Source organism: Pseudonocardia sp. WMMC193 (assembly GCF_021728735.1).
Taxonomy (GTDB): domain Bacteria; phylum Actinomycetota; class Actinomycetes; order Mycobacteriales; family Pseudonocardiaceae; genus Pseudonocardia; species Pseudonocardia oroxyli.
Genome location: NZ_JAKKDO010000003.1, coordinates 3,598,190 through 3,619,905 on the forward strand (window position 1 = coordinate 3,598,190; position 21,716 = coordinate 3,619,905).

20 protein-coding genes are annotated in these 21,716 nt (G+C 72.1%); 13 read left to right on the top strand and 7 right to left on the bottom strand.

Annotation, left to right across the window (positions count from 1 at the left end; all coding sequences use genetic code 11):
- Window positions 1-8: 8 nt before the first annotated feature.
- Window positions 9-824 (bottom strand): enoyl-CoA hydratase/isomerase family protein, encoded by an 816-nt coding sequence (locus tag L3X23_RS18550; protein WP_237193386.1) that lies wholly within the window; start codon window positions 822-824, stop codon window positions 9-11.
- Window positions 821-1,972 carry an acyl-CoA dehydrogenase family protein gene (locus L3X23_RS18555; protein WP_237193387.1) on the bottom strand — a complete coding sequence of 384 codons (1,152 nt, stop codon included), beginning with the start codon at window positions 1,970-1,972 and terminating at the stop codon, window positions 821-823. The genes L3X23_RS18550 and L3X23_RS18555 overlap by 4 nt, the downstream gene beginning before the upstream one ends.
- A 127-nt stretch (window positions 1,973-2,099) precedes the next feature.
- On the opposite strand from L3X23_RS18555, the gene L3X23_RS18560 reads away from it, so the two are divergent.
- Complete coding sequence (locus tag L3X23_RS18560) at window positions 2,100-3,728, top strand: acyl-CoA synthetase (protein WP_237193388.1); 1,629 nt, start codon at window positions 2,100-2,102, stop codon at window positions 3,726-3,728.
- Window positions 3,729-5,058: 1,330 nt separating this feature from the next.
- Here L3X23_RS18560 and L3X23_RS18565 read toward each other — a convergent pair.
- Window positions 5,059-6,678: an ABC transporter permease gene (locus tag L3X23_RS18565; RefSeq protein ID WP_237193389.1), complete on the bottom strand. Its 1,620-nt coding sequence runs from the start codon at window positions 6,676-6,678 to the stop codon at window positions 5,059-5,061.
- Window positions 6,675-7,613, bottom strand: coding sequence for an ABC transporter ATP-binding protein (locus L3X23_RS18570; RefSeq protein WP_308116918.1), 939 nt, complete (start codon window positions 7,611-7,613; stop codon window positions 6,675-6,677). The genes L3X23_RS18565 and L3X23_RS18570 overlap by 4 nt, the downstream gene beginning before the upstream one ends.
- A 118-nt stretch (window positions 7,614-7,731) precedes the next feature.
- On the opposite strand from L3X23_RS18570, the gene L3X23_RS18575 reads away from it, so the two are divergent.
- From L3X23_RS18575 to L3X23_RS18595, 5 genes are all read left to right on the top strand, one after another.
- Window positions 7,732-8,202: a GbsR/MarR family transcriptional regulator gene (locus L3X23_RS18575; RefSeq protein WP_237193390.1), complete on the top strand. Its 471-nt coding sequence runs from the start codon at window positions 7,732-7,734 to the stop codon at window positions 8,200-8,202.
- Window positions 8,203-8,261: 59 nt separating this feature from the next.
- Complete coding sequence (locus L3X23_RS18580; RefSeq protein WP_237193391.1) at window positions 8,262-8,441, top strand: hypothetical protein; 180 nt, start codon at window positions 8,262-8,264, stop codon at window positions 8,439-8,441.
- 60 nt (window positions 8,442-8,501) lie between these two features.
- Complete coding sequence (locus L3X23_RS18585) at window positions 8,502-9,161, top strand: SDR family NAD(P)-dependent oxidoreductase (protein ID WP_237193392.1); 660 nt, start codon at window positions 8,502-8,504, stop codon at window positions 9,159-9,161.
- Between the two features lie 93 nt (window positions 9,162-9,254).
- Entirely contained in the window at window positions 9,255-10,145 is an 891-nt protein-coding gene (locus L3X23_RS18590; protein ID WP_237198062.1) for an LLM class flavin-dependent oxidoreductase, read from the top strand.
- A 48-nt stretch (window positions 10,146-10,193) separates the two neighbouring features.
- Entirely contained in the window at window positions 10,194-11,312 is a 1,119-nt protein-coding gene (locus tag L3X23_RS18595) for an NDMA-dependent alcohol dehydrogenase (protein ID WP_237193393.1), read from the top strand.
- On the opposite strand, the gene L3X23_RS18600 is transcribed toward L3X23_RS18595, so the two are convergent.
- Window positions 11,258-11,656: a long-chain fatty acid--CoA ligase gene (locus L3X23_RS18600; protein ID WP_237193394.1), complete on the bottom strand. Its 399-nt coding sequence runs from the start codon at window positions 11,654-11,656 to the stop codon at window positions 11,258-11,260. The genes L3X23_RS18595 and L3X23_RS18600 overlap by 55 nt on opposite strands.
- A 315-nt stretch (window positions 11,657-11,971) precedes the next feature.
- On the opposite strand from L3X23_RS18600, the gene L3X23_RS18605 reads away from it, so the two are divergent.
- The 3 genes from L3X23_RS18605 to L3X23_RS18615 all read left to right on the top strand — a co-directional run bounded on the left by L3X23_RS18605 (window position 11,972) and on the right by L3X23_RS18615 (window position 13,930).
- Window positions 11,972-13,138, top strand: coding sequence for an acyl-CoA dehydrogenase family protein (locus tag L3X23_RS18605; RefSeq protein ID WP_237193395.1), 1,167 nt, complete (start codon window positions 11,972-11,974; stop codon window positions 13,136-13,138).
- Window positions 13,139-13,448: 310 nt separating this feature from the next.
- On the top strand, window positions 13,449-13,736 hold the full coding sequence (locus tag L3X23_RS18610; protein ID WP_237193396.1) for a hypothetical protein: 288 nt from the start codon (window positions 13,449-13,451) through the stop codon (window positions 13,734-13,736).
- Window positions 13,733-13,930 carry a helix-turn-helix domain-containing protein gene (locus tag L3X23_RS18615; RefSeq protein WP_237193397.1) on the top strand — a complete coding sequence of 66 codons (198 nt, stop codon included), beginning with the start codon at window positions 13,733-13,735 and terminating at the stop codon, window positions 13,928-13,930. The genes L3X23_RS18610 and L3X23_RS18615 overlap by 4 nt, the downstream gene beginning before the upstream one ends.
- Window positions 13,931-13,959: 29 nt before the next feature.
- On the opposite strand, the gene L3X23_RS18620 is transcribed toward L3X23_RS18615, so the two are convergent.
- Together L3X23_RS18620 and L3X23_RS18625 are read right to left on the bottom strand one after the other, a co-directional pair.
- A complete protein-coding gene (locus tag L3X23_RS18620; RefSeq protein ID WP_237193398.1) occupies window positions 13,960-14,697 on the bottom strand; it encodes a FadR/GntR family transcriptional regulator in 738 nt (245 codons plus the stop codon).
- Window positions 14,698-14,941: 244 nt separating this feature from the next.
- On the bottom strand, window positions 14,942-15,742 hold the full coding sequence (locus L3X23_RS18625) for an enoyl-CoA hydratase/isomerase family protein (protein WP_237193399.1): 801 nt from the start codon (window positions 15,740-15,742) through the stop codon (window positions 14,942-14,944).
- Window positions 15,743-15,823: 81 nt separating this feature from the next.
- Here L3X23_RS18625 and L3X23_RS18630 point away from each other — a divergent pair, with 81 nt between their 5' ends.
- From L3X23_RS18630 to L3X23_RS18645, 4 genes are read left to right on the top strand one after another with little or no spacing between them, the layout of a single operon-like run.
- Window positions 15,824-17,032 (top strand): acyl-CoA dehydrogenase family protein, encoded by a 1,209-nt coding sequence (locus tag L3X23_RS18630; RefSeq protein ID WP_237193400.1) that lies wholly within the window; start codon window positions 15,824-15,826, stop codon window positions 17,030-17,032.
- A 40-nt stretch (window positions 17,033-17,072) separates the two neighbouring features.
- Entirely contained in the window at window positions 17,073-18,767 is a 1,695-nt protein-coding gene (locus tag L3X23_RS18635; RefSeq protein ID WP_237193401.1) for a class I adenylate-forming enzyme family protein, read from the top strand.
- A 16-nt stretch (window positions 18,768-18,783) separates the two neighbouring features.
- The gene (locus tag L3X23_RS18640; protein WP_237193402.1) at window positions 18,784-20,010 is read left to right on the top strand and encodes an acetyl-CoA hydrolase/transferase family protein; all 1,227 of its coding nucleotides are present in this window, start codon (window positions 18,784-18,786) and stop codon (window positions 20,008-20,010) included.
- A gap of 18 nt (window positions 20,011-20,028) precedes the next feature.
- On the top strand, window positions 20,029-21,711 hold the full coding sequence (locus L3X23_RS18645) for a class I adenylate-forming enzyme family protein (RefSeq protein ID WP_237193403.1): 1,683 nt from the start codon (window positions 20,029-20,031) through the stop codon (window positions 21,709-21,711).
- Window positions 21,712-21,716: the final 5 nt, after the last annotated feature.

A 21,716-nucleotide genomic window follows, 5' to 3' on the forward strand; every position in this document is an offset into this window, starting at 1 on the left:
GTGCCTCCTTACTCTCCGGTGAACGTGGGGGCGCGCTTGGCGAAGAACGCCGCGACCCCCTCGGCGTGGTCCTTGGAGACCTTGACGATCCCGTGCCCCAACGCCTCCATCGCGAGCACCGTCTCCAAGTCGCAGTCGAGGGACCGGTCAAGGATCTGCTTGGTGATGCGCAGAGACTGCGGCGGCCCATCGGCCAGCTCGCCCGCCAGCGCGCGCGCCTCGGCGCGCAGCCGACCGGGGTCCACGACCCGGTTGGCCAGGCCGAGCCGCAGCGCCTCGTCGGCCTCGACGACCCGGCAGGTGAACAGCAGATCCTTGGCGACCGAGAGGCTCGGGACCCGGCGCGGCAGCAGGTAGGTGGCACCGAAGTCGGGCTTGTTGGCGATGCGCAGGTACGCGGTACTGAACCGGACGTCGGCGGCGGCCACGACGACGTCGGCCATCATGGCCAGCGACATCCCGGCGCCGTAGACGTGCCCCTGCACCGCGGCCACGACCGGCTTGTCGAACCCGACGAGCTGCCGGACCAGGCTGTTGGCCTCCCTGGCGAGGTAGCAGTACCAGCCGTAGGCGCCGTCCGGCCGCCCTGCGCCCTGGCTGCCGCTGCTCTGGTCGCCCCCGGCGCAGAACGACCGGCCCTCGCCTTCGAGCAGCACCGCGGTCACCGCGTCGTCGGCGCCGTGCGCGGCGAAGCCGTCCCGGACCCCCTGGATCGCCTCGGCGTCGAGCGAGTTGAGCTTGGTCGGCCGGTTGAGCCGCACCACCCCCAGCCGGCCCTCCCGCTCGACCACCACCGCCGGCGCGGCGGGTGTGGACCCGCTCATCGCAGCGCGCCGATCAGGGCCTTGCCGATGGTGTTCTTCAGCACCTGGGTCGTCCCTCCGGTGATCTTGAACATCCGGACGTCGCGCAGCATCCGCTCCAGCGGCGCGCCGGAGAAGTAGCCGGCGCCGCCGAGCATCTGCAGGCAGTCGTCAACCACCTGGAAGGCACCCTCGGTCGCGGCCACCTTGGCGCACGCCGAGTGGTAGGCCGAGGTCCGCCCGGCGTCGACCTCGGCCAGCGCCCGGTAGCAGAGGAGCCGCGCGCCCTCGACCCGGATCGCGCAGTCGGCCAGCATCCACTGCAGACCCTGGAACTCGCCGAGGTAGCGGCCGAACTGCCGCCGGGAGCGCAGGTGCGCGATGGCGTAGTCCATCGCGCCCTGGGCGATGCCCAGCGCCATCACCCCCATGCCGACGCGGGTGGCGTTGTAGATCTCCAGCGGCCTGACGAACCCGGCGTTCGAGCCGGCGACGCCCTCGATGACCACGTTCTCCGCCGGCACCCGCACGTCGTCGAAGCGCAGATCGACCTCCTCGATGCCGTGCATGCCCAGCTTGCGCGGCATGAGGGTGTGCGACACGCCCGGCCGGTCGGACTCGACGACGACCATGCCGATCGCTTCGGCGCCGACGGTCTCGGCGAAGCGGGCGTACACCAGGTGCGCCGCGGCGCGGTCGCCGAAGGAGTTGTAGGTCTTGCCACCGTTGACCACCCACTCGTCGCCGTCGCGCCGGACGCTGGTGGTCATCTCGTGCAGCGCCGAGCCCGCATGCGGCTCGGTCATCGCGATCGTGATCTCGATCTCGCCGCGCACCAGGCGCTCGAGCAGCTCACGGTGCGCCGGGCCGCCGTGGGTGGCGAGGATGCGGCCCGAGACGTTCTGGTCGTGCACCAACAGCGCCGTGTTCGCACAGGTCTTGGCGATCTCCTCGACCAACAGGTAGCACTCGACCAGCGACGCCCCTCCCCCGCCGAGCTCTGCGGGCAGGGCGGCGCCGAGCAGCCCGAGCTCCTTGAGCCGCTGATGGTTCTCCTCGGGGAAGCGGGACTCCTCGTCCCACCGGGCCGCCAGCGGGGCGAACTCCTCGGCCAGCTCCTTGCCCCGCGCGACCCACTCCTGTTCCCGTGGGCTGAGCGTGAAGTCCATGTGCAGCTCCCTCAGGGCCGTTCGCACGCTTGCTCCGGCTCGACAATAGGGATGATAATCACACCAAAAGCGGTGCGATACAGCCGAACCCCGACTCGACGGCACGCTGAGCACACAGGAGCGGCACATGGGCGACGTGGACCTGGCCTTCTACTCCCGGCTGCGGGACCAGAGCAACGCCGAGATCGCCACGACGTTCACCTGGCGCGTTCCGGAGCGGATGAACGTCGCGGTACAGGTGTGTGACCGCCACCGTGACCCCGACCGGCGGGCCATCCGCTGGCTGGGCGTCGACGGCTCGACCCGCGACGTCTCCTTCGCCGAACTGGCCGAGATGTCCGACCGCGCGGCCGGGGCGCTCGTGGCGGCGGGTGTGGCGCGCGGCGACCGGGTGTTCACCATGCTGCCGCGCGTCCCGGAGCACTGGGCGACGCTGCTCGGGGTGCTCAAGCTCGGCGGGATATGGAGCTGCCTGTCGACCACCTTCGGCCCCGACGGGGTGGCGGTCCGGGTCGCGGACGGGCAGCCGTCGGTCATCGTCACCGCCCGCCGCTACGAGCCCGCGGTGCGCACGGCCGCCGACGCGGCCGGGGCCACCGTCATCCTCGTCGACGACGACGGACCGGACGGCCTCCCGGCGCGGATGTCCGCGGCGCCGGCGTCCTTCGACGTGGTCGACACCGCCGCCGACGAGCCGGCGTTCCTCTTCTACACCAGCGGCACCACCGGGCGCCCCAAGGGCTCGGTGCACGGCCACCAGCTCGTGGTCGGCGCGCTGGCCCTCATCGGCCTGGTGCTGGACCTGCGGCCGGAGGACACCATGTGGCCCACCTCCGACCTCGCCTGGGTCACCGGAGTCCTGCTGAGCCTGGGCACGCTCGGCTACGGCCAGGGCTTCGTCACCTTCGAGGGCGAGTTCGACGCCGGCCGCTGGTGGGACATCATCCGGGCCGAGGGCGTGACCGCCATGTTCACCGTGCCGACGGCCTGGCGCATGCTGCGCGCCGGGGAGGCGGGCCGCCCGGACGAGGGCGGCCCGGTGCCGATCCGCAGGCTGGGCACCGTCGGCGAGCCGCTCGACCCGGAGACGCTGGCCTGGTCGCGCGCGCGGTTCGGCACGCCGATCGTGGAGTGCTACGGCCAGACCGAGAACGGCGCCGGGCTGTGCACCAACCGCGCCGACATGCCGATCAAGCCGGGCAGCCTCGGCCCCGCGCTGCCCTTCCTCACCGTCGCGGTGGTCGACGAGCACGGCCAGGAGGTGCCGGTCGGCACGGTGGGCGAGATCGTGTCCCGGCCGGACTACCCGGCATTGACCCAGGGCTACTGGCAGAACCCCGAGGCCACGGCGTCCATGCTGCACGACGGCTGGCAGTGGACCGGAGACCTGGCCAGGATGGACGAGGACGGCTACTTCTGGTATCAGAGCCGCCAGGACGACCTCATCTCCAGCGGCGGCTACCGAATCGGCCCGACGGAGATCGAGGCGGCCTTGCTGGCCCACCCGGCGGTGGCCGAGGCCGGGGTGGTCGGCAAGCCGGACCCCCAGCGCGGGCAGATCGTCAAGGCGTGGATCGCCCTGCGGGCCGGATACCAAGGCTCCGACGAGCTGGCGGCCGAGCTCGTCGAGCACTGCAGGCGCACCGCGGGCGGGTGGAACCATCCGCGGGAGGTCGGCTTCCTCGACGAGCTGCCCAAGACCGTCACGGGCAAGATCCGGCGGGTCGAACTGCGCGAAATCGACGCGCGCTCGTGAGCGGCTCGAGCGAGGCCCCGGTCACGTCCGACCTGCCGGCGTTCGAGCGCATCCTCCGGGCACCCGGCGGCGGCTCGGTGGTGGCGCTGCTGGTCGAGCACGAAGACTACGTCGACGGCGGCGGGGCGACGGCCACCGCGATCCACCGGGCGGTGCCGAACCGCGAGGTCGACGGGCCGGCGGCTGAGCGCGGACATCGACGCGTCACCCGAGACGAAGGTCGTGCCCTGGTCGAGGCGTGCGCACCCCGAGGCGACCAGCTCGCCCCACACTCCCCCGTCCCCGAGCCGGTCTCTGTGGACGCGGGAACGCAGCCGGACGCTACTTCGCCGACCGCGTCGAGCCCGACCAGGACCGCGACGAGGCGACGCTGCCGGAGCACGACCTCACCCGGAGAGGATCAAGCGGGCGCGACGCTGGGCCGGCCCCAGCGCGCCGGCGGGGCGACCTGCCTCGGCCGCCCCCTCCGTCCCGATTTCCCGCAGCCGAGCCCCAACGGCACGCACCCCTGCTCCCTCCCTGTGTGGAACGGCGGTCGAAGGGCAGCCCCGTGTCACGATGCCGCGGGGACATCACGTGGGCTCGGATTCGGCGTTGAGGCTGTCCGACAAGCCGGTACGTCGAGCCCGTCGTGCCCGACTGCGGGTCCATGGCGCCGACGGCGAGACGGTAGGGCGTGGGCGACGGCGGCAGGTGGTGGCCTTTCGCGGTGTGCGGGGCGTAGGTGACGGTGTCGGTGACGTCGAGCCGGCCGACCCGCAGCGCGAGGGTGTGGACACGGTGGTGCCGGCCGGTGACGTAGCGGGTGGAGGAGTGGCCGGTGAGGCCGGCGCGGCGTCCACCGTCCGGTGGTCGGACGCCGCGGACGTCGAGTTCGATCCCTTCGGTCGTGGTCGTGCCGATCCGCGCGGGGACGACAGGGTGGCCGTTGCGGTCGAGCCGGCCCAGCAGAACATCTGGCAGCTGCGCCAGCCGGGTGGCGGCGCGGTCGGCTCCGGGATCCTTGCCAGACGACCCGGGGCGGTACCCCGAGCCGACTGGGCCACAGCGGTGCCGGTCCTCTACGGCAACCCCGTCGACGAACACCTCGGGAACGTCGTCCTATCACGGCGCTACCCAACGGACCTACCCGACCGCCCTGGCGCGCAGCCTCGGCCCGGCCGCCGATGAGATCGCCCGGCGCTACCCCTGCAACAGTCCCCGAACCCGACACGGACACTGGCCCGCACCCTGGCCCGAACATCCTCAGCGCGAGCGTCGAGATCCCTGACGGTCGTCTGAGCAGGCTTCGGCACGACGACCACGAGACAGTCCGTCGGCGCGGGGCCTCTCAGCCGCTGTCGAGGTCGCGGTGGGGGAGGCGCTCCAGTCCAGCGGTGGTGAGGACGGCGGCGAGTACGACCAGGACGACGATCGACCAGGTGAGGCCGGCGCCGTCGGCCAGGGGGACGGAGATGGCGACGAACGGGGACAGGTAGCGCAGGGTGTGGGGGTCGACGATCCCGAACTCGCCGAGGAAGTCGGCCACCACGACAGCTCCGAGCACGGCCCAGGTCACGGGGGCGGCGAGTCGCGGCGCCCAACCGGTGAGTGCGACGGCCAGCCCGACGAACACCAGGCAAGCCGGCAGGTAGGCGAGACAGAGGGCGATCTGACCCGCGCCGGCACCGAGGCTGGTTCCGATGCCGAGGACGAGCAGCGTGGACGTGGCAACCGTGGCGGCGGTGACCAGGTGCCCGCCGGCCCAACGGCGGCGGTCGACCGGTCCGCTGAGCAGCAGCTCACCGAGGCCGCCGGTCTCCTGGGAGCGCACCCGTAGTGCAGCGGCGACCGCACCGGCCGCCGTGGCCTGGGCCAGCACGTAGGTCATGAGCGACAGGAATGCCGTGACCGGGTCGGCGATTCCACGCGCTTCGGCGAGCTCGCGGTAGGCGGGGGTGTCGAACAGTCCGCGGCTGGTGGTCACCGCTGCGCCGAGGATGAGCCCGAGCACGAGGGCGGCCACGACGCCGCCGGTGACCGACCCGCGCTGGATCCGCCACGCCAGCCCAATCGGGCCCCGAAGGCCCGCCCCGGCGGTCGCCGGCCCGGGGCGCGGTGCGAACAGGCCGGCCCCGAGGTCACGGCGCGCGGACAGCATCACGGCCAGGCTCGCCAGTGCGATCACGACGATCGCGAACACGGCAAGTACCCACCACTGTTCACCGGCGAAGGCCTGCAGGTGGCGCAGCCAACCGAAGGGTGACACCCAGACCAGGCCGGTTCCACTCAGGTCGCCGGCTCCGGCGATGAGCAGCAGCACGCCTGTCGCCAGCAGCCCCAGCGCGCGGGCGGACCCTGCTCGTTCGCACCACTGCGCCAGGACGGCGCCGAGTGTGGCGAACACGGCGCCGCCGGTGCCCAGCCCCAGCCCGAAGGCCACCGACCCCGGTGCCGGCAGTCCGACCCCGAGCAGGGCGAACGCGGTCAGAACCGCCATGACCAGGTTGACCGCGACGACGATGACCAGGGCCGCGGTGACCGGGGCGGCGCGGTGGACGACGGTGGAGCCGAGCAACTCGACCCGCCCGGCCTGCTCGTCGGCGCGGGTGTGCCTGACTACCAGCAGGAGACTGATCACAGCGACGATCAGCAGGCCGCTGGTCCCGAACGTCTGGGCGGTGAGCGCGCCGGGGGTCGGACCGAACAGCGGGCCGCGCAGCACCAGCAGGGTCGGGTTGGCGGCGGCCTGCGTGACCAGCGCGGCCCCGTCCGCCGGTGTGGCGGCGGCGGTCCTCGCTGCGGAGGCCAGAGCGGCAGCGAGGACAGGTATCAGCACGACGTAACAGGTGAGGGCGAGCCGATCACGGCGCATCGCTAGGCGGGCCAGTGCCCCGGTGCCGATCGGTAGCCCGGCCTGGGCGGTCGATGCCGACGGGCGGGTGTTCGACGGTGTCGTGACGGTGGTCATCGTGACACCTCGATCCGGGTGGGCTCGTCCTGGTAGTGGGCCAGGAACAGCTCCTCGAGCGACGGCGGCCGGCAGGTCAAGCCGCGTAGGCCGGTGTCGGCGAGGGCTCGCAGGAGCCCGTCGAGGTGCTCGGCCTCAACCCGGCAGGTGAACGTGGTGCCCGTCCAGGAGGGGTCGTGCACCCCGGACAGGTCGGCAAGCCTGGGCGCGGGGCCGGCCAGCTCGGCGGTGACGAGGGTCGGGCGGTTCGCCCGTAGCTGGGCCAGCGGCGTGGACTCCACGACCTTCCCGGCGCGCACGATGCTGACCCGGTGACACAGCGACTCGACCTCGGACAGGATGTGGCTCGACAACAGCACCGAGCGGCCGGCGTCGCGTTCATGGACGACCTCCTCGGCGAACACAGCCTCCATCAGGGGGTCCAACCCGGAGGTCGGCTCGTCGAGCACCAGTAGCTCGACGGGGGACGCGAAAGCGGCGATCAGGGCGACCTTCTGCCTGTTGCCCTTGGAGTAGGTGCGGCAGCGCTTGGTCGGGTCCAGGGCGAACCGTTCGAGCAGCTCCGCTCGCCGTGCCGGGTCGTGGCCGCCACGGGTCCGACTGAGAAGATCAATCACCTCGCCGCCGGTCAGGGTGGGCCACAGGGTGACGTCGCCCGGGACGTAGGCCAGCCGCCGGTGCAGCGCGGTGGCGTCGGCCCAGGGGTCCCGGCCGAACAGCCGAGCTCGGCCCGACGTGGCCCGCAGCAACCCCAGTAGCACGCGGATCGTGGTCGACTTGCCTGCGCCGTTGGGACCAAGGAACCCGTGTACCTCGCCGTGGTCGACGCGCAGGTCCAGCCCGTCCAGGGCGCGGAACCGGCCGAAGGTCTTCACGAGGTTCTCGACCTCGATCACCGCCTCACCGGCGGAAGAGTCCTGGCTGATGGTGGTCACTGCTTCTCCTGTTCATGGTCGAGATCGAGCTCCTGATGCCGTTCACAGTATTCACGAACTATTGAACACTGTGTAGGATTCTGTCGAGAGGTGAGTCTGATCGCTACCTGGAGGTGGGATGACCGAACAGCAGGACCGTGTGCGGTTCGCGGAGCGATTCGCCCTCGATCTGGCCAGCACGGGCTGGCCCCGCATGTCCGCGCGCGTGTTCGCAACGGTGTTGGTCTCGGCAGACGGTCGGTTGACCGCCGCGGAGCTCGCCCAGCAACTCGCGATCAGCCCGGGCGCGGTCTCCGGTGCCGTGCGGCACCTGACCGACGTGGGCTTCCTCGAACGCGTACGGGAGCCGGGCTCTCGGCGCGACGCTTATCAGCTCCTCGACGAGATCTGGTACGAATCGTTCATCCGGGCCGACGAACGATTCGCCCGGTGGGCCGACACCCTCGCCAGCGCCTCCGCCGTGGTCGAGGTCGGCTCGCCCGCTCAGCGGCGGATCGACGACGCGCGGGACTTCTTCGAGTTCCTGCGCGAGTCGTTCCCCGAACTCATGGCCCAGTGGAGACAGCACCGCGCCCACCACCGGGCATGACGACCGCGTCGGCGCCTCGGAGCCTCCACCTTCCCGTTGCCGCCCATCACTGTCGCCGAGTGCTTCGCAGGCAGGGTGACGACCAGCACGCGCGCGCCGACTCCCGTGCGCTCGACTGGCAGTCGACTTCCTACCCGATGTCGAACGGCCACACGCTCGCCGCCGACCTGGCACACGCAGGCTTGCAGCACGACGGCGTCCGGACCGACACCCTGGCCACCGTCGTAAACGACCGCTAACGTCTGCGGTAACGGAGCGGCAGGCCCGCGCGGCCACGCCCCACGAGAGGTGGCATGAGCATGGGCGAGCTGGACGGCAAGGTCGCGCTGGTCACCGGCTCGGGCCGCGGCATCGGCCGCGCGGTCGCCCAGAGGTTCGCCGCCGAGGGGGCCGGGGTCGTGGCCAACGACCTGGACGGCGACCTGGCCAAGGAGGCCGTGGCCGCGATCGAGGCGGCCGGTGGCACCGCCGTGGCCTGCGCCGACAGCGTGACCGAGGACGGCTTGGCCGAGCGCTTCGTGCAGATCGGGGTCGACGAGCTCGGCGGGCCGGACATCATCGTCGACAACGCCGGCTACACCTGGGACTCGGTGGTCCAGAGGATGTCCGACGACCAGTGGGACGCGATCTCGGACGTGCACCTCAAAGCCCCCTTCCGGATCCTGCGCGCGACCCGACCGGTGATCAGCGCGGCGGTGAAGAAGGCCGGGGAGGCGGTGCCCTGCCGCAAGGTCGTCAAGATCTCCTCCATCGCCGGTACCGGCGGGAAGATCGACAGTCAGGGCCGGCAGATCGCGGTGGGCGTCAACCCGGACCTGCTCCGGCAGACGGAGGCCACCATCCTGCTGGGTCGCGGCGGCAGCACCGAGGAGGCCCCCGGCTCGGTGTTGCTGCTCTGCATCCCGGAGTCCGACTACGTCAGCGGGCAGCTGCTGAGCTGCGGCGGCGGGTTCGAGTGAGCGCCGGAGCCCGCCGGGGGCCGGACGGCGCGCGGCGCCCCGAGGAGAGGCACGCCAGTGGCGCTCCAGGCCGTTGACGCCGGTTTCGGGGTGATGCTGCCCAGTTTCGACCCGCTGCGGCTGGGGCCCCCCTACCTGCTGCTGCCCGGGGCACGGCTCGCCGAGGAGCTGGGCTTCGACACCGGCTGGATCGGTGACCACCTCGCCTACCACCCGCCCACGTTCGACGCGCTCTGCGCCGCGTCCGCGGTCGCCGCGGTCACGACCCGCCTGCGGCTGGGGACCGGGGTACTCCTGCTGCCGATGCGGCAGCCGGTCTGGACGGCCAAGCAGCTGGCCACGGTCGCCTCGCTGGCTCCCGACCGGTTCTTCCTGGGGATCGGGGTCGGAGGCGAGGGCGAGGCGGAGTTCGAGGCCGCCGGCTTCTCCACGGCCGGGCGCGGCCGGCGGCTGGACGAGTCGCTGGAGGTCGTCGAGGCGCTGCTGCGCGGACAGCCGGTTGACTACCATGGCCGACAGGTCGCGGTCCGCTCCCCCGCGCTGGCCCCGGTGCCCCCGGCGCACCCGCCGGTGATCGTGGGCGGCCGCTCCGACGCGGCCCTGCGTCGGGCCGCCAGGGTGGGTGACGGCTGGCTCGGGGTCTGGCTCGACCTGCCACGGTTCCGCCGCGCCCTGGACACCCTCGCCGAGTGCGCCGCGGGTTTCGGCCGGCCCCGCCCGACGGTGCTGTTCATGCTGTTCGTGCATGTGACCGACGACGAGCACGCGGCCCGCGACGAGGTGACCCGGTTCGTCCGCGGCCAGTACGGGCTGCCCTTCGAGGCCCTGGAGCGGTGGATCGTGATCGGGTCCGCCGGACGAGTGGCGCAACAGCTGGCGGAGTTCCGTGACGCCGGCGCCGAGGGCTTCGCCATCGTCACCACCGCGGAGGACCCGATGCGGCAGTACGAACACCTGGCCGACGTGCGCGCCCTGCTGGGATGAGCACCTCCGGCCCGAGACACCGTCGACCCAGAGCGGAGATCGGACACGATGAAGACGCGCGCCTCCATCATCAGGACCTCGCCCGGCAAGTTCGAGACGGCCGAGGTGGACCTGGACGGACCCCGAGCCGGAGAGGTCACGGTCAAGCTGGCGGCCTCTGGCCTGTGCCACTCGGACGACCACCTGCAGACCGCCGACATGAAGGTGCCGGTGATGCCGATCTGCGGCGGGCACGAGGGCGCCGGCGTGGTCGTCGAGGTCGGCCCCGAGGTGCATCATCTCAAGGAGGGCGACCACGTGGTGTTCGCCTTCATCCCCGGCTGCGGGCGGTGCCGGTTCTGCGCGCGGGGCATGGCGAACCTGTGCGACCTGGGCTACAACATGCTGTGGGGCTCGCGACTGGACGACCGCAGGAGCTTCCGGATGTCGCTGGACGGCGAGCCGGTGTCGCAGATGGCCGGCATCTCGACCTTCTCCGAGTACAGCACCGTCGACGTGCGCAGCTGCGTGAAGATCCCGGACGACATCCCGCTGACCACCGCGTGCCTGACCGGCTGCGGGGTGGGTACCGGTTGGGGCTCGGCGGTCAACTCCGCCGAGGTCCGGCCGGGCCACACGGTGATCGTGATGGGGGTCGGCGGGATCGGGATCAACGCCGTCCAGGGTGCCGCGCACGCGGGCGCGCAGAACCTCATCGCGGTCGACCCGGTGGCGTTCAAGCGGGAGGTGGCGCGGTCGGCGGGCGCCACGCACGTGGCGGAGAGCATGGCGGAGGCCACCGAGCTGGCCCGCGCCATGACCAACGGCCAGGGTGCGGACTCGGCCATCGTGACCGTCGGGCGCACCACCGGCGCGCACCTCGCCGAGGCGTTCGCCGCGATCCGCAAGGGGGGCACGCTGGTCGCGACCGGCATCGGCGACAGCCGCGAGGTCGGTGTCCCGGTGCCGATCGCCGAGCTGATCATGTATCAGAAGCGGATCCAGGGCTCGCTCTACGGTGCCTGCTCCCCCAGCGTCGACATCCCGCTCCAACTCGAGCTCTACCGTTCGGGCAAGCTCATGCTCGACGAGCTGATCACCGCCACCTACACCCTCGACGAGGTGACCAAGGGCTACGAGGACATGCACGCCGGCAAGAACATCCGGGGCGTCGTCGTCTTCGACTGACCGGCCGGCACCGGCAGTCGACGGCGGGCGAGCGCGCCGTACGGCGGATTGCGGACGACCCGCGAGACGACGGAGCGCGCCGGCCCGGCCAGGAGCGTGACGCCCGCCATCGGGTGCGGGCAGAGGTCGTCCGGTGGGAAGCCGATGTTCGCTTCGAAGGCGTAGTGGTACTGACGGTCGGTAGCAGCCCCGGCGGCCCACATCCCGTTCACCCGGGCTCCGCACTTGGCGAGCAGGGCGGCGGCCTCGTCGTCGAGGCGGCGGGTGACCTTGGGCGCCGGCACGGTGCCCGCCTTCGCGCAGGCGAAGAACAGCTCCGGCATCTCGACCCGGTTCTCCGGCACCGCTGCGACGGTGTCCCGGGCCGCCTGTCACGGCGATGGCCCGGCACCGCACCCGCACCCCCGGCCGGGCGGTCGGGCGCGGGCCAGAGGGCGAGCCGGGCCGCGGCGGCCGGGCCCGCTCGCGACGTCCGCTCCGACCTTCGCGCCGGTCGTTCGCGGGCGCTCCTCGACCGCGGGTCCGGCATACGACGGCAGGTGACACCACCGCCTCGAGCGGCTAACGTTCCTGCAGATCCTTATCAGCATATCTGGCACGGGTCTAGCTGCCGCCTCGACGCAGCCCAAGACGCAGCCGGCGGACCGAGAAGGGGTGTCGTGGACTTCGACCAGGATGAGGACCACCAGGCGCTGCGCAAGGGCGTGCGTGAGCTCATCGCCCGTTTCGACGACGAGTACTGGTCCACATGCGACGCCGAACACCGGTTCCCGAACGAGTTCTACCAGGCCCTCGCCGACGGCGGCTGGCTCGGCGTGGCGATCCCGGAGGAGTACGGCGGCGCCGGCCTCGGCGTCACCGAGGCCGCGCTGTTGCTGCAGGAGGTCGCCTCCTCGGGAGCGGCCATGAACGGCTGCAGCGCCATCCACCTGACGCTGTTCGGGATGAACCCGGTGGTCAAGCACGGCTCGGCGGAGCTGCGCCAGCAGCTACTGCCCCGGGTCGTGTCCGGCGATCTGCACGTGTCCTTCGGCGTCACCGAGCCCGATGCGGGCACCGACACCAGCCGGATCACCACCCGGGCCCGCCGCGAGGGTGACACCTACGTCGTCGACGGGCGCAAGGTGTGGATCACCAAGGCGCAGCAGGCCGAGTACCTGCTGCTGTTGACCCGCACCACCCCGCGGGAGGAGTGCGCCAAGCCGACCGACGGGATGACGCTGTTCATGGCGCCCATGGACCGTTCCGCCGTCGAGGTGCGCGAGATCCCCAAGATGGGTCGCAACGCCGTCAACTCCAACGAGCTGTTCATCGACGGCCTGCGTGTGTCTGCGGAGTGTCGCATCGGCGAGGAGGGCCGCGGCTTCCGCTACCTGCTCGACGGGCTCAACCCGGAACGCATCCTGCTCGCCCACGAGTCGGTGGGGATCGGCCGCTCTGCCGTGGACAAGGCTGTCGCCTACGCGAACCAGCGGGTCGTCTTCGACCGCCCGATCGGCCAGAACCAGGGCATCGCGTTCCCGCTCGCGGAGGCGACGATGCGCCTGGACGCCGCCGAGCTGGTGGCTCGCAAGGCGGCCTGGCTCTACGACCTCGGCCGGCCCTGCGCCCGCGAGGCCAACTCGGCCAAGTACCTCGCCGCCGATGCCGCGTTCTTCGCCGCCGACCGGGCCGTGCAGACCCACGGCGGCTTCGGCTACGCCGTCGAGTACCACGTCGAGCGGTACTTCCGGGAGGCGCGGCTGATGCGGATCGCCCCGATCTCCCAGGAGATGGTGCTCAACTTCATCAGCGAGCACGTGCTCGGTCTGCCGAGGTCGTACTGACGATGTCGGCGACGCCCCCCGCATTGACGCCGGAGACGACGTTCGGTCCTGGCTGACCACGGCACTGCCTCGGGGGTGACCACCGGCTCCGGGGAGGAGTTCACCAGCCGGTATCTGGTGACCGCGTCGGGCCTGCTCGCCAAGACCGACATCCCGGCGATCCCCGGGATCGACAGCTTCGCAGGCACCCTCACCCACACCCGGCCAGCCCGACCTGGACCTCGCCGGCAAGCGCGTCGGCGTCATCGGCACCGGCTCGACCGGCACCCAGTTCATCGTCGCCGCCGCCCAGACCGCCGCTCACCTGACGGTGTTCCAGCGCTCGCCCCAGTACGTCGTCCCGTCCGGCAACGGCCCGGTCGACGCGGCCGAGGTCGCCGAGACCAGGCAGGACTTCGACGCGATCTGGGACCAGGTCCGCAACTCGGTGGTCGCCTTCGGCTTCCAGGAGAGCGGCGTCGAGGCGGGCACCGTCTCCGACGAGGAGCGCCGGCGGGTGTTCCAGGAGAACTGGGACAAGGGGAACGGGTTCCGGTCCATGTTCGGCACGTTCGCCGACATCGCCACTACTTCGAGACCTTCCACCGCGACAACGTGACGCTGGTCGCGCTCAAGGAGACCCCGATCCAGGAGATCACCCCGTCCGGGGTCCGCACGTGTCAACGGCCAAGTCGTGGTCCCCGCTTGCACCGGACGGACGGCAACCGGACGCGGGCGGCCGCCGCGCTCGGCATCGGGCGGACGACGCTGTACCGCAAGATGAAGGAGTACCGGATCCCGGCCACCGGTTGATCTCGCGTACCACAGGCGAACGACCCGCGTCAGACGTCGAGCCAGCGCTCCTTCGGCACGACAGGCTGGTCGAGCCGCCCGTTGGCGCCCAGGACGCGCTCGAACTGACGGAGGTGGCGGGTCATCGCGGCGGCCGCGCGCTCGGGGTCCCCGGCCGCCACGGCCAGCGCGATGCCGCGGTGCGCACGGCGGGTGTCGGCGAGGTCCTGCTCGGAGAGGTTCTCCCCCGGCACGTGCCAGGTCAGCTCGTGACTGAACAGCGCGATGATCATCCGGAGGAGGTCGTTGTTGCTGCAAACACCCAGTCCTTCGTGGAACTCGACGGACGGTTCCCACGGCGGGGTCCGGACGGCGCCGGACTCCGCGAGGGACAGCAGCCAGCCGCGTTGCTCTTCGGTGGCGCTGCGCGCCGCCGCCGCGGCGGCGGCAGGCTCGATGAGCAGCCTGAACTCCGAGAAGGTGCGCATCGACGTGCCCGACAGGGTCAGCAGCAAAGCCAGCGAGCGCGTGACCTGGCTGAGGTCGGGTCGAGCGACGCGGATGCCGCCGTTGGGTCCCCTGCGGATCTCGATGAGGCCGTCCGCCTCGAGCAGGCGAAGCGCCTCACGCACGGTCCCGCGACTGAAGCCGTGTTCCTCGATCAGCGCTGCCTCGGCTGGCAGCGGATCACCCGGTTGCATGCCGTGTCCGAGGATCTGGCGCCGCAGGCGATCGGCGAGCACGTCGGAGGCTTTGGTCAACCGCGGGTGGGCGCGTCGCCTACCCACGACCGAACCGTTGACCTGACTGACTTCCCGGCTGGTCACGCGGGACTCCCATCGCGTCGAAGTTCCCGCCCAACCGATGCGATCGGACGGGCCCAAGGATACGAGGTCAGGCCCGACCCGTCACCGGAGGCCGGGTCGAGCCGCCGATCCGGTCGCAGATGACCCGGACTCCGGCGGCTCGACACGCTGCGGGTGCGTGTCGATCTCGGCCGTCCGGACCGGCCGGACCGTCCGGCGCTCGGCGTCAGGCGGGTCCGGCGGTGCCGAAGCGCGCCGGTCGCTTCTCCACGAACGCCGCGATGCCCTCCCGGGCGTCGGGGGTCGCGAAGAGGCGGGCGATCCCGGACGCCTCGGCGCGCAGCCCGACGTGCCGCCCTCCGTCGAGGTGCGCCAGCACACAGGCCTTGAGCTCCCGCAGGGCGGGCCGGGCGCCCAGCGCCAGCGCCGCCGCGTAGTCCACGGCCGCGGCCAGCAGCCCCTCGCGCGGGTGGACGCTGTTGACCAGGCCCAGGGCCAGTGACTCGGCGGCGTCGAGCTGCCGACCGGTGTAGAGGATGTCGAGGGCACGCCCCTTCCCGACGACCTCAGCCAGCCGCTGGGTGCCGCCGGCGCCCGGCAGCAGCCCGAGCTTGACCTCGGGCAGGCCGATCCGGGCTCCTTCGGCGAGCATGCGCACGTCACACGCGAGCGCCAGCTCCAGTCCCCCGCCCATGGCGTGGCCGTTGACGGCGGCGACGGTCGGGATCGGGATCGCCTCGATGTCGTCCATGGCGCGCTGGATGGAGCTGATGAACCGCGGCATCTCGGCGGCCGGGAGGGCGTTCATCATCTTGATGTCGGCCCCGGCCACGAAGCGCGGGCCGGCGCCGGTGAGGACCAGCGCGCCGACCTCGGCGCACGCGGCCGCCTCGGCTGCGGCCCGGGCGATCTCCAGGACGAGCTCCAGGTCGAGCGCGTTCGCCGGGGGGCGGTCCACCGTGAGCAGGCCGACCCCCCGGTCGACCTCCATCCGGACGTGCCGCTGCGGTGACGAGCCTTCGGACATCGGGCGATTCCTCCTGCATGGTGATGTGCAACGGCCGGAGAAGCGTCCGGCCCCGCGTCCCCGACAAGCGGAGCGCGCCTAGTGACGCGCATCTCGACAGCAGCTACTGTACCGAGTGATCTTTATAAGGATAAGAGGAGACACCTGATGGCCGCCCTCGGTGACCGGCTCACGCCAGAGCAGAGCGACTTCGTGAAAGCCGTCGACGCATTCTGCGAACGCGAGTGCCCACCTCACAAACTCCGCGAGATCACGGCGAACGGCACGATCGCTCACGACGACGTCCTCTACCAGAAGCTGGCCGCCACCGGCTGGCTCGGTCTGACCATCCCGGAGGAGTACGGCGGGTCCGGCGGCGGGCTGGCCGACGTCGCACTGCTGACCGAGCGTCTCGCCTACCACCGCCTGCCCGTCACCGGCTACCTCACCACCGTGATCACCGCACAGGCGATCGTCAAGTTCGGCACCGAGGAGCAGAAGCAGCGGGTGCTGCCGGGCGTCGCCGACGGCGACGTGCTCTCGATCGCGATCACCGAGCCGGACACCGGGTCCGACGCCGCGGCGGTACGCACGCGTGCACGCCGGGACGGCTCGGGATGGCTCATCGACGGCGAGAAGATCTACACCAGCAACGCCAACCACGCCCGCTGGGTGCTCGTGGTGACCCGGACCGACCCCGAGGCTCCGAAGCACCGCGGCATCTCGCTGTTCCTGGTGCCGATCGACGACGTCGACGTGACCAAGCTCGACATGCTCGGCCACATCGACACGACGATCACCCGCTACTCCGACGTGCGGAGGACCGACGCCGACGTCGTCGGCGGCGTCGACGCGGGCTGGCGGGCGCTGGTCCAGGGACTCAACAGCGAACGGATGATCATCGGCGCAGAGGCGGTCGGGCTCGGTCAGCGCGCCTTCGACGACGTGCTGCGCTACGCGAAGGAGCGCCACCAGTTCGGCCGGCCGATCGGCCGCTTCCAGGCGTTGCAGCACGGGCTGGCCGAGACCGCCACGAAGCTCACTGCGGCGCGCCTGCTGGTACGCCACGTCGCCGAGCTGCTCGACGAGGGCGATCCCGCACCGGCGCAGGCCTCGATGGCGAAGCTGTTCGCGACCGAGACGGCCAAGGAGGCCGCGCTGCAGGGGATGCAGTTCATGGGCGGCATGGGCTACTCCATGGAGAGCCAGATGCAGTCCTACGTCCGCGACAGCCTCGTCATGACGATCTTCGGCGGCACCTCGCAGATCCAGAAGAACATCATCGCCGGCCAGCTCGGCCTCAACGACTGACCGCGCACCACCAGACCGACCGCACGCGACCGGGAGAACCATGACCGACAAGCTCCGCGACCAGCTCGACCGGCTCGCCGCCCGTTCCGACACCTGGGTCTCGGCCGAGGTGCTGCACCGCTACGCCGACGAGGGCGCCTGGACCGAGGAGAGCTTCGTCCACGACCTCGAACGGCACGCGCGCGAGCGGCCGGACGCGCTGGCCATCATCGACGAGGACGGCAGGCGGACCACCTACGGGCAGTACGAGCGGCGCACCCGCCTGCTCGCGGGCGCGCTGCTCGACCTCGGTCTCCAGCCCGGGGACCGGCTGGCGATGCAGCTGCCCAACTCCAGCGAGTTCTGCCTCACGCTGATGGCCTGCGCCCGGGCGCGCATCATCCCGGTATTCCTGCACGTCGTCTACGACGAGCACGACCTGGACTACGTGCTGGGCCTGACCGAGGCCAGGGCGCTGGTGGTGCCCGCGTCGTTCAAGGGCCGCGAGTTCGTGCCGCTGGCCCGCACCATGCGGGAGCGCATCGCCGGCCTCGAGCACCTCATCGTCGTCGGCGGCGACGGTGGTGGCGGCGACGGCGACGGCGACCTGCTCGCGTTCGACGCCCTGACCGCCGAGCGGGAGGGGGCGTCGGCCACCGACCTCGACGAGCTGCGGCCCACCGGTGCCGATCCGTTCTTCATCATGTTCACCTCCGGCACGACCGGCCGGCCGAAGGCCGAACTGCACACGCACGCGAACAACCTGTTCTGGATCCAGAGCTTCGAGCGCGGGCAACAGTTCCCGCAGGACGCCCAGTGGATCATCGTCACCCCCATCGCGCACCTGACGGGGCTGGGCCTAGGCGTGCTCTCCGCGCTGCACCGCGGCGCCGCCTACACGCTGCTGACCGGCTGGGACGTGGCCCGCTGCGTGGAGCTGCTAGAACGCGACGAGCCCACCTACCTGCTCGGCGCGGCCCCGATGTTGATCGATCTGGCCCGTTTTCCCGACCTGCGCAGCCGCCGGGTGTCCAGCCTGCGCGGCATCTGCTACGCGGGGGCACCCTGCCCGGCCGAGACGCTGAACGCCCTCAACGCCCAGCTGGGTGCCGAGATCGCGGCCTTCTACGGCTACACCGAGGCCGGCGTCACCCACATGACCAGGCCCGGCGACCCGATCGCGATCACCAGCCGCAGCATCGGCTCGGTGGTCGACGGCGTCGAGATGCGTCTCGTCGACGACAGCGGCGCGGATGTCGAGCTGCCCGGTCAGGGAGAGCTGTGGTCGCGCGGCCCCAACTTCGTCGTCGGCTACTACGGCCAGCCCGAGACGACCGAGAAGATGTTCACCGCCGACGGCTGGTTCCGCTCGGCCGACATCGTCCGCTTCGACGAGCACGGCTACGGCTACTTCGTCTCCCGCCGCGACGACCTGATCAACCGGGGCGGCTACAAGATCGATCCGCGGGAGATCGAGGAGCTGCTCTACGAGCACCCGCGGGTCGGGCAGGCCGCCGTGGTCGCCATGCCCGACGAGCGGCTCGGCCAACGCGCGGCGGTGTTCGTCGTACCCGCCACCCCGGGCGAGGCGGTCACGCTGTCCGACCTCACCGCGTTCCTCGACGAGAAGGGGCTCAGCCGGACGAAGTGGCCCGAGTCCGTCGAGCTGGTCGAGTCCTTCCCGATGACGAGCACCGGCAAGTTCATGCGCTACTCGCTGCGCGACCGCGCCCAGCAGCTACGGCCCCAGCGCTGACCGCCGGCGCGGCACGATGATCGACCTGCGGCAGCTCGTCGAGCCGGGCGACACGGTCCTGTGGGGCCAGGGGGGAGCCCAGCCGCGGTCGCTCGTCGACGCCCTGCTGCACCGCGCGCCCGACCTCGGCGGGGTGACGGCGTTCGTGGGCCTGTCCTTCGACGCGCGGGTCGCGGCGACGACGGGCCTCGCCCTGCGCTCCTACGGCGCGCTCGGGGCGCTTGCGGGTGCTCCGGTCGAGGTGCTGCGCTGCCACATGTCCGCGCTGCCCGGACTCATCCGGTCCGGGCGGCAGCCGGTGGACGTCGTCCTGTGCCAGGTGTCGCCGGCGGACGCGGAGGGCTGCCACCGGCTCGGGGTCAGCGTGGACTACCTGCACGCCGCGCTCGAGTCGGCCCGTGTCGTGGTGGCCGAGGTGGATCCGCGGGTCCCGGCGACCGGCGGCCCGGTCCGCGTGCACCGGTCGGCGTTCGCCGCCACCGTGCCCGCCGAGCACGGCCCCACGTTGGTGCCGGACCGGCCGGGCGGAGAGTGCGAGCGGCGCATCGCCGGCCACGTCGCGGCTCTGGTGCCCCGGGCGGCCACGCTGCAGCTGGGTGTCGGCGGGCTCGCCGCCGCGGTCGCCGGGGCGCTGCGGGAGCATCGCGACCTGCGGGTGCACAGCGGCCTGATCGGTGACTGGGTCGTCGACCTCGACGACAGCGGTGCCCTCGCGACGGACGTCGATGCGCCGGTGGTGACGGGGACGGCGCTGGGCAGCGAGCGGCTCTACGGCTGGCTCGAGGGCAACCCCCGGGTCGAGCTGCGGCCGGTCGAGCTGGTCCATCCGCCCGCGGTCACGTCGGCGTTGAACGCCTTCGTCGCGGTCAACCAGGCGCTGCAGGTCGACCTCGACGGCCAGGTCGGCGCCGAGGCCGTCGGCGGGCGCTACCTCGGCGCCATCGGTGGCCAGGTCGACTTCCTGCGCGGCGCGGCGGCTTCGCCGGGCGGGGTGGGGATCATCGCGCTGCCCTCGACCACGCGCGACGGTGCCTCCCGGATCGTCGAGCACCTGGACGGCCCGGTGACCACGGCGGCCGCGGACGTCGGCTGGGTGGTCACCGAGCACGGCGCGGTGGACCTGCGCGGAACCACCCGGCGCGAACGGGCCCGCGCCCTGCTGTCGGTCGCCGACCCGGTGCACCGCGACCGGCTGTCCGGGGTGGTGCGCGACCGCGGCGTCGCGTTGCCCGGTGGCCGTTGACCAATCATAATCCTCATCATGAAAGGCGGCACGGCGATGACGACGGTGAGCCTTCCCTCCTCGCTGCGCGGCGCGTCGGATGTCGCGCGGATGTACGACCTGGGCCTGTGGGACGAGCGCACCCTGGCCGACATCGTCGACGAGCACGCCCGGCGCGTCCCGGACAAGACGGCCGTGGCCGACGCCCGCGGTCGGCTGACCTACGGCGAGCTCGCGGACCTGTCGCGCCGGCTGGCCACCGTGCTGGCCGACGCCGGGGTGGGGTCGGGGTCGCCGGTCGCCGCCCAGCTTCCCGGATGCACACTGCTGCCGGCGCTGCACATGGCGTGCTCCCGGCTCGGGGCGCTGTTCGTGCCGTTGAGCACGGCGTGGCGGGCGGCGGAGCTGCGGCCGCTGCTGGGCACCGTCGGCGCCGGAGTGTTCGTCGTCCCCGGGCCGGGCGGCCTGCTGGGCGACGACACCGACTTCCTCGCCCTGGCCGAGTCCGTGCGGTCGGGTGCGCCCGCACTGCGCGCGGTGATCCCGGCGCGCAGCGGCGGCTCCGACGCCCTGGAGGCGATGGCCGCCGCGGCCGTCCCGTACGCCACCACCGGACCGGTCCCGGCGGACGGGCCGAGCCTGGTGATGTCCTCGTCCGGGACGACGGGTACCCCGAAGGCCGCGGTCTGGGGCTCGAACGACCTCAAGGCCCTGCTGGTGCACAACGTCGCCCCGCGGCTGCAGGTGCGGCCCGACGACGTCGCCGCCGGGCTGGCCCCGGCCGGAACCGGGTCGACCGGCTACATCTTCCCGGTGCTGCTTCCGTTGCTGGTCGGGGCCACCTCGGTGATCCTCGAGCGGTGGTCGGCGCAGGCCGCGCTGGACCTCATCGTCGCCGAGGGGGCGACCTACGCCACCGCGATCCCCACCCAGATGGTGATGCTGCTGCCGCTCGGCCTGGAGCCGGCGGACCTGTCGCGCTTCTCCCGCTTCAACAACGCCGGGGCACCGCTGCCACCCAGCACCGCCTGCGAACTGGAGGCGCGGATGGGGTGTCGGGTGCAGACCATCTACGGCGCCACCGACGGCGGGGTGCCGGTGATGACGTCGGTGGACGACGACGACGAGGCGCGCCGCACGTCGGTCGGGTCGGTCTGCACGGGCGTGGAGGTCAAGCTCGTCGGCGCCGACGGCGCCACGCCGGCCGGGGGCGAGGCCGGCGAGGTGTGCTGGCGGGGCGGGAAGTCCTACGGCTACCTCAACCAGCCGGACTACGACGCCGCGGCGTTCGACGGCGACCACTGGTTCCACTCGGGTGACGTCGGGCGGTTCGACGGGGCGGGCAACCTGCGCATCGTCGGCCGGATCAAGGACATGATCCTGCGGGGCGGCACCAACATCTTCCCGGCCGAGATCGAGCACCTCGCGGCCCGCCACCCCGGTGTGGCCGACGTCGCGATCGTCGGCGTGCCCGACGACCGGCTGGGTGAGCGGGCGTGCGCGGTCGTCGTCGCGGTCCCCGGGGCACAGCTCGACCTGGCCGGGCTGTGCGCCTTCCTGCGCGAGCAGGAGGTCGCCGTCGTGAAGCTCCCCGAGGAGCTGGTGCTGGTCGAGGCCCTGGCCGTCAACGCAGGCGGCAAGATCGACAAGGCTCGGGTGCGCGAGACCGCCCTGGCGACGCTGCAGTCCCGGTCGGCGACCGGGATCGATTCCACGGAGTGAGGAAC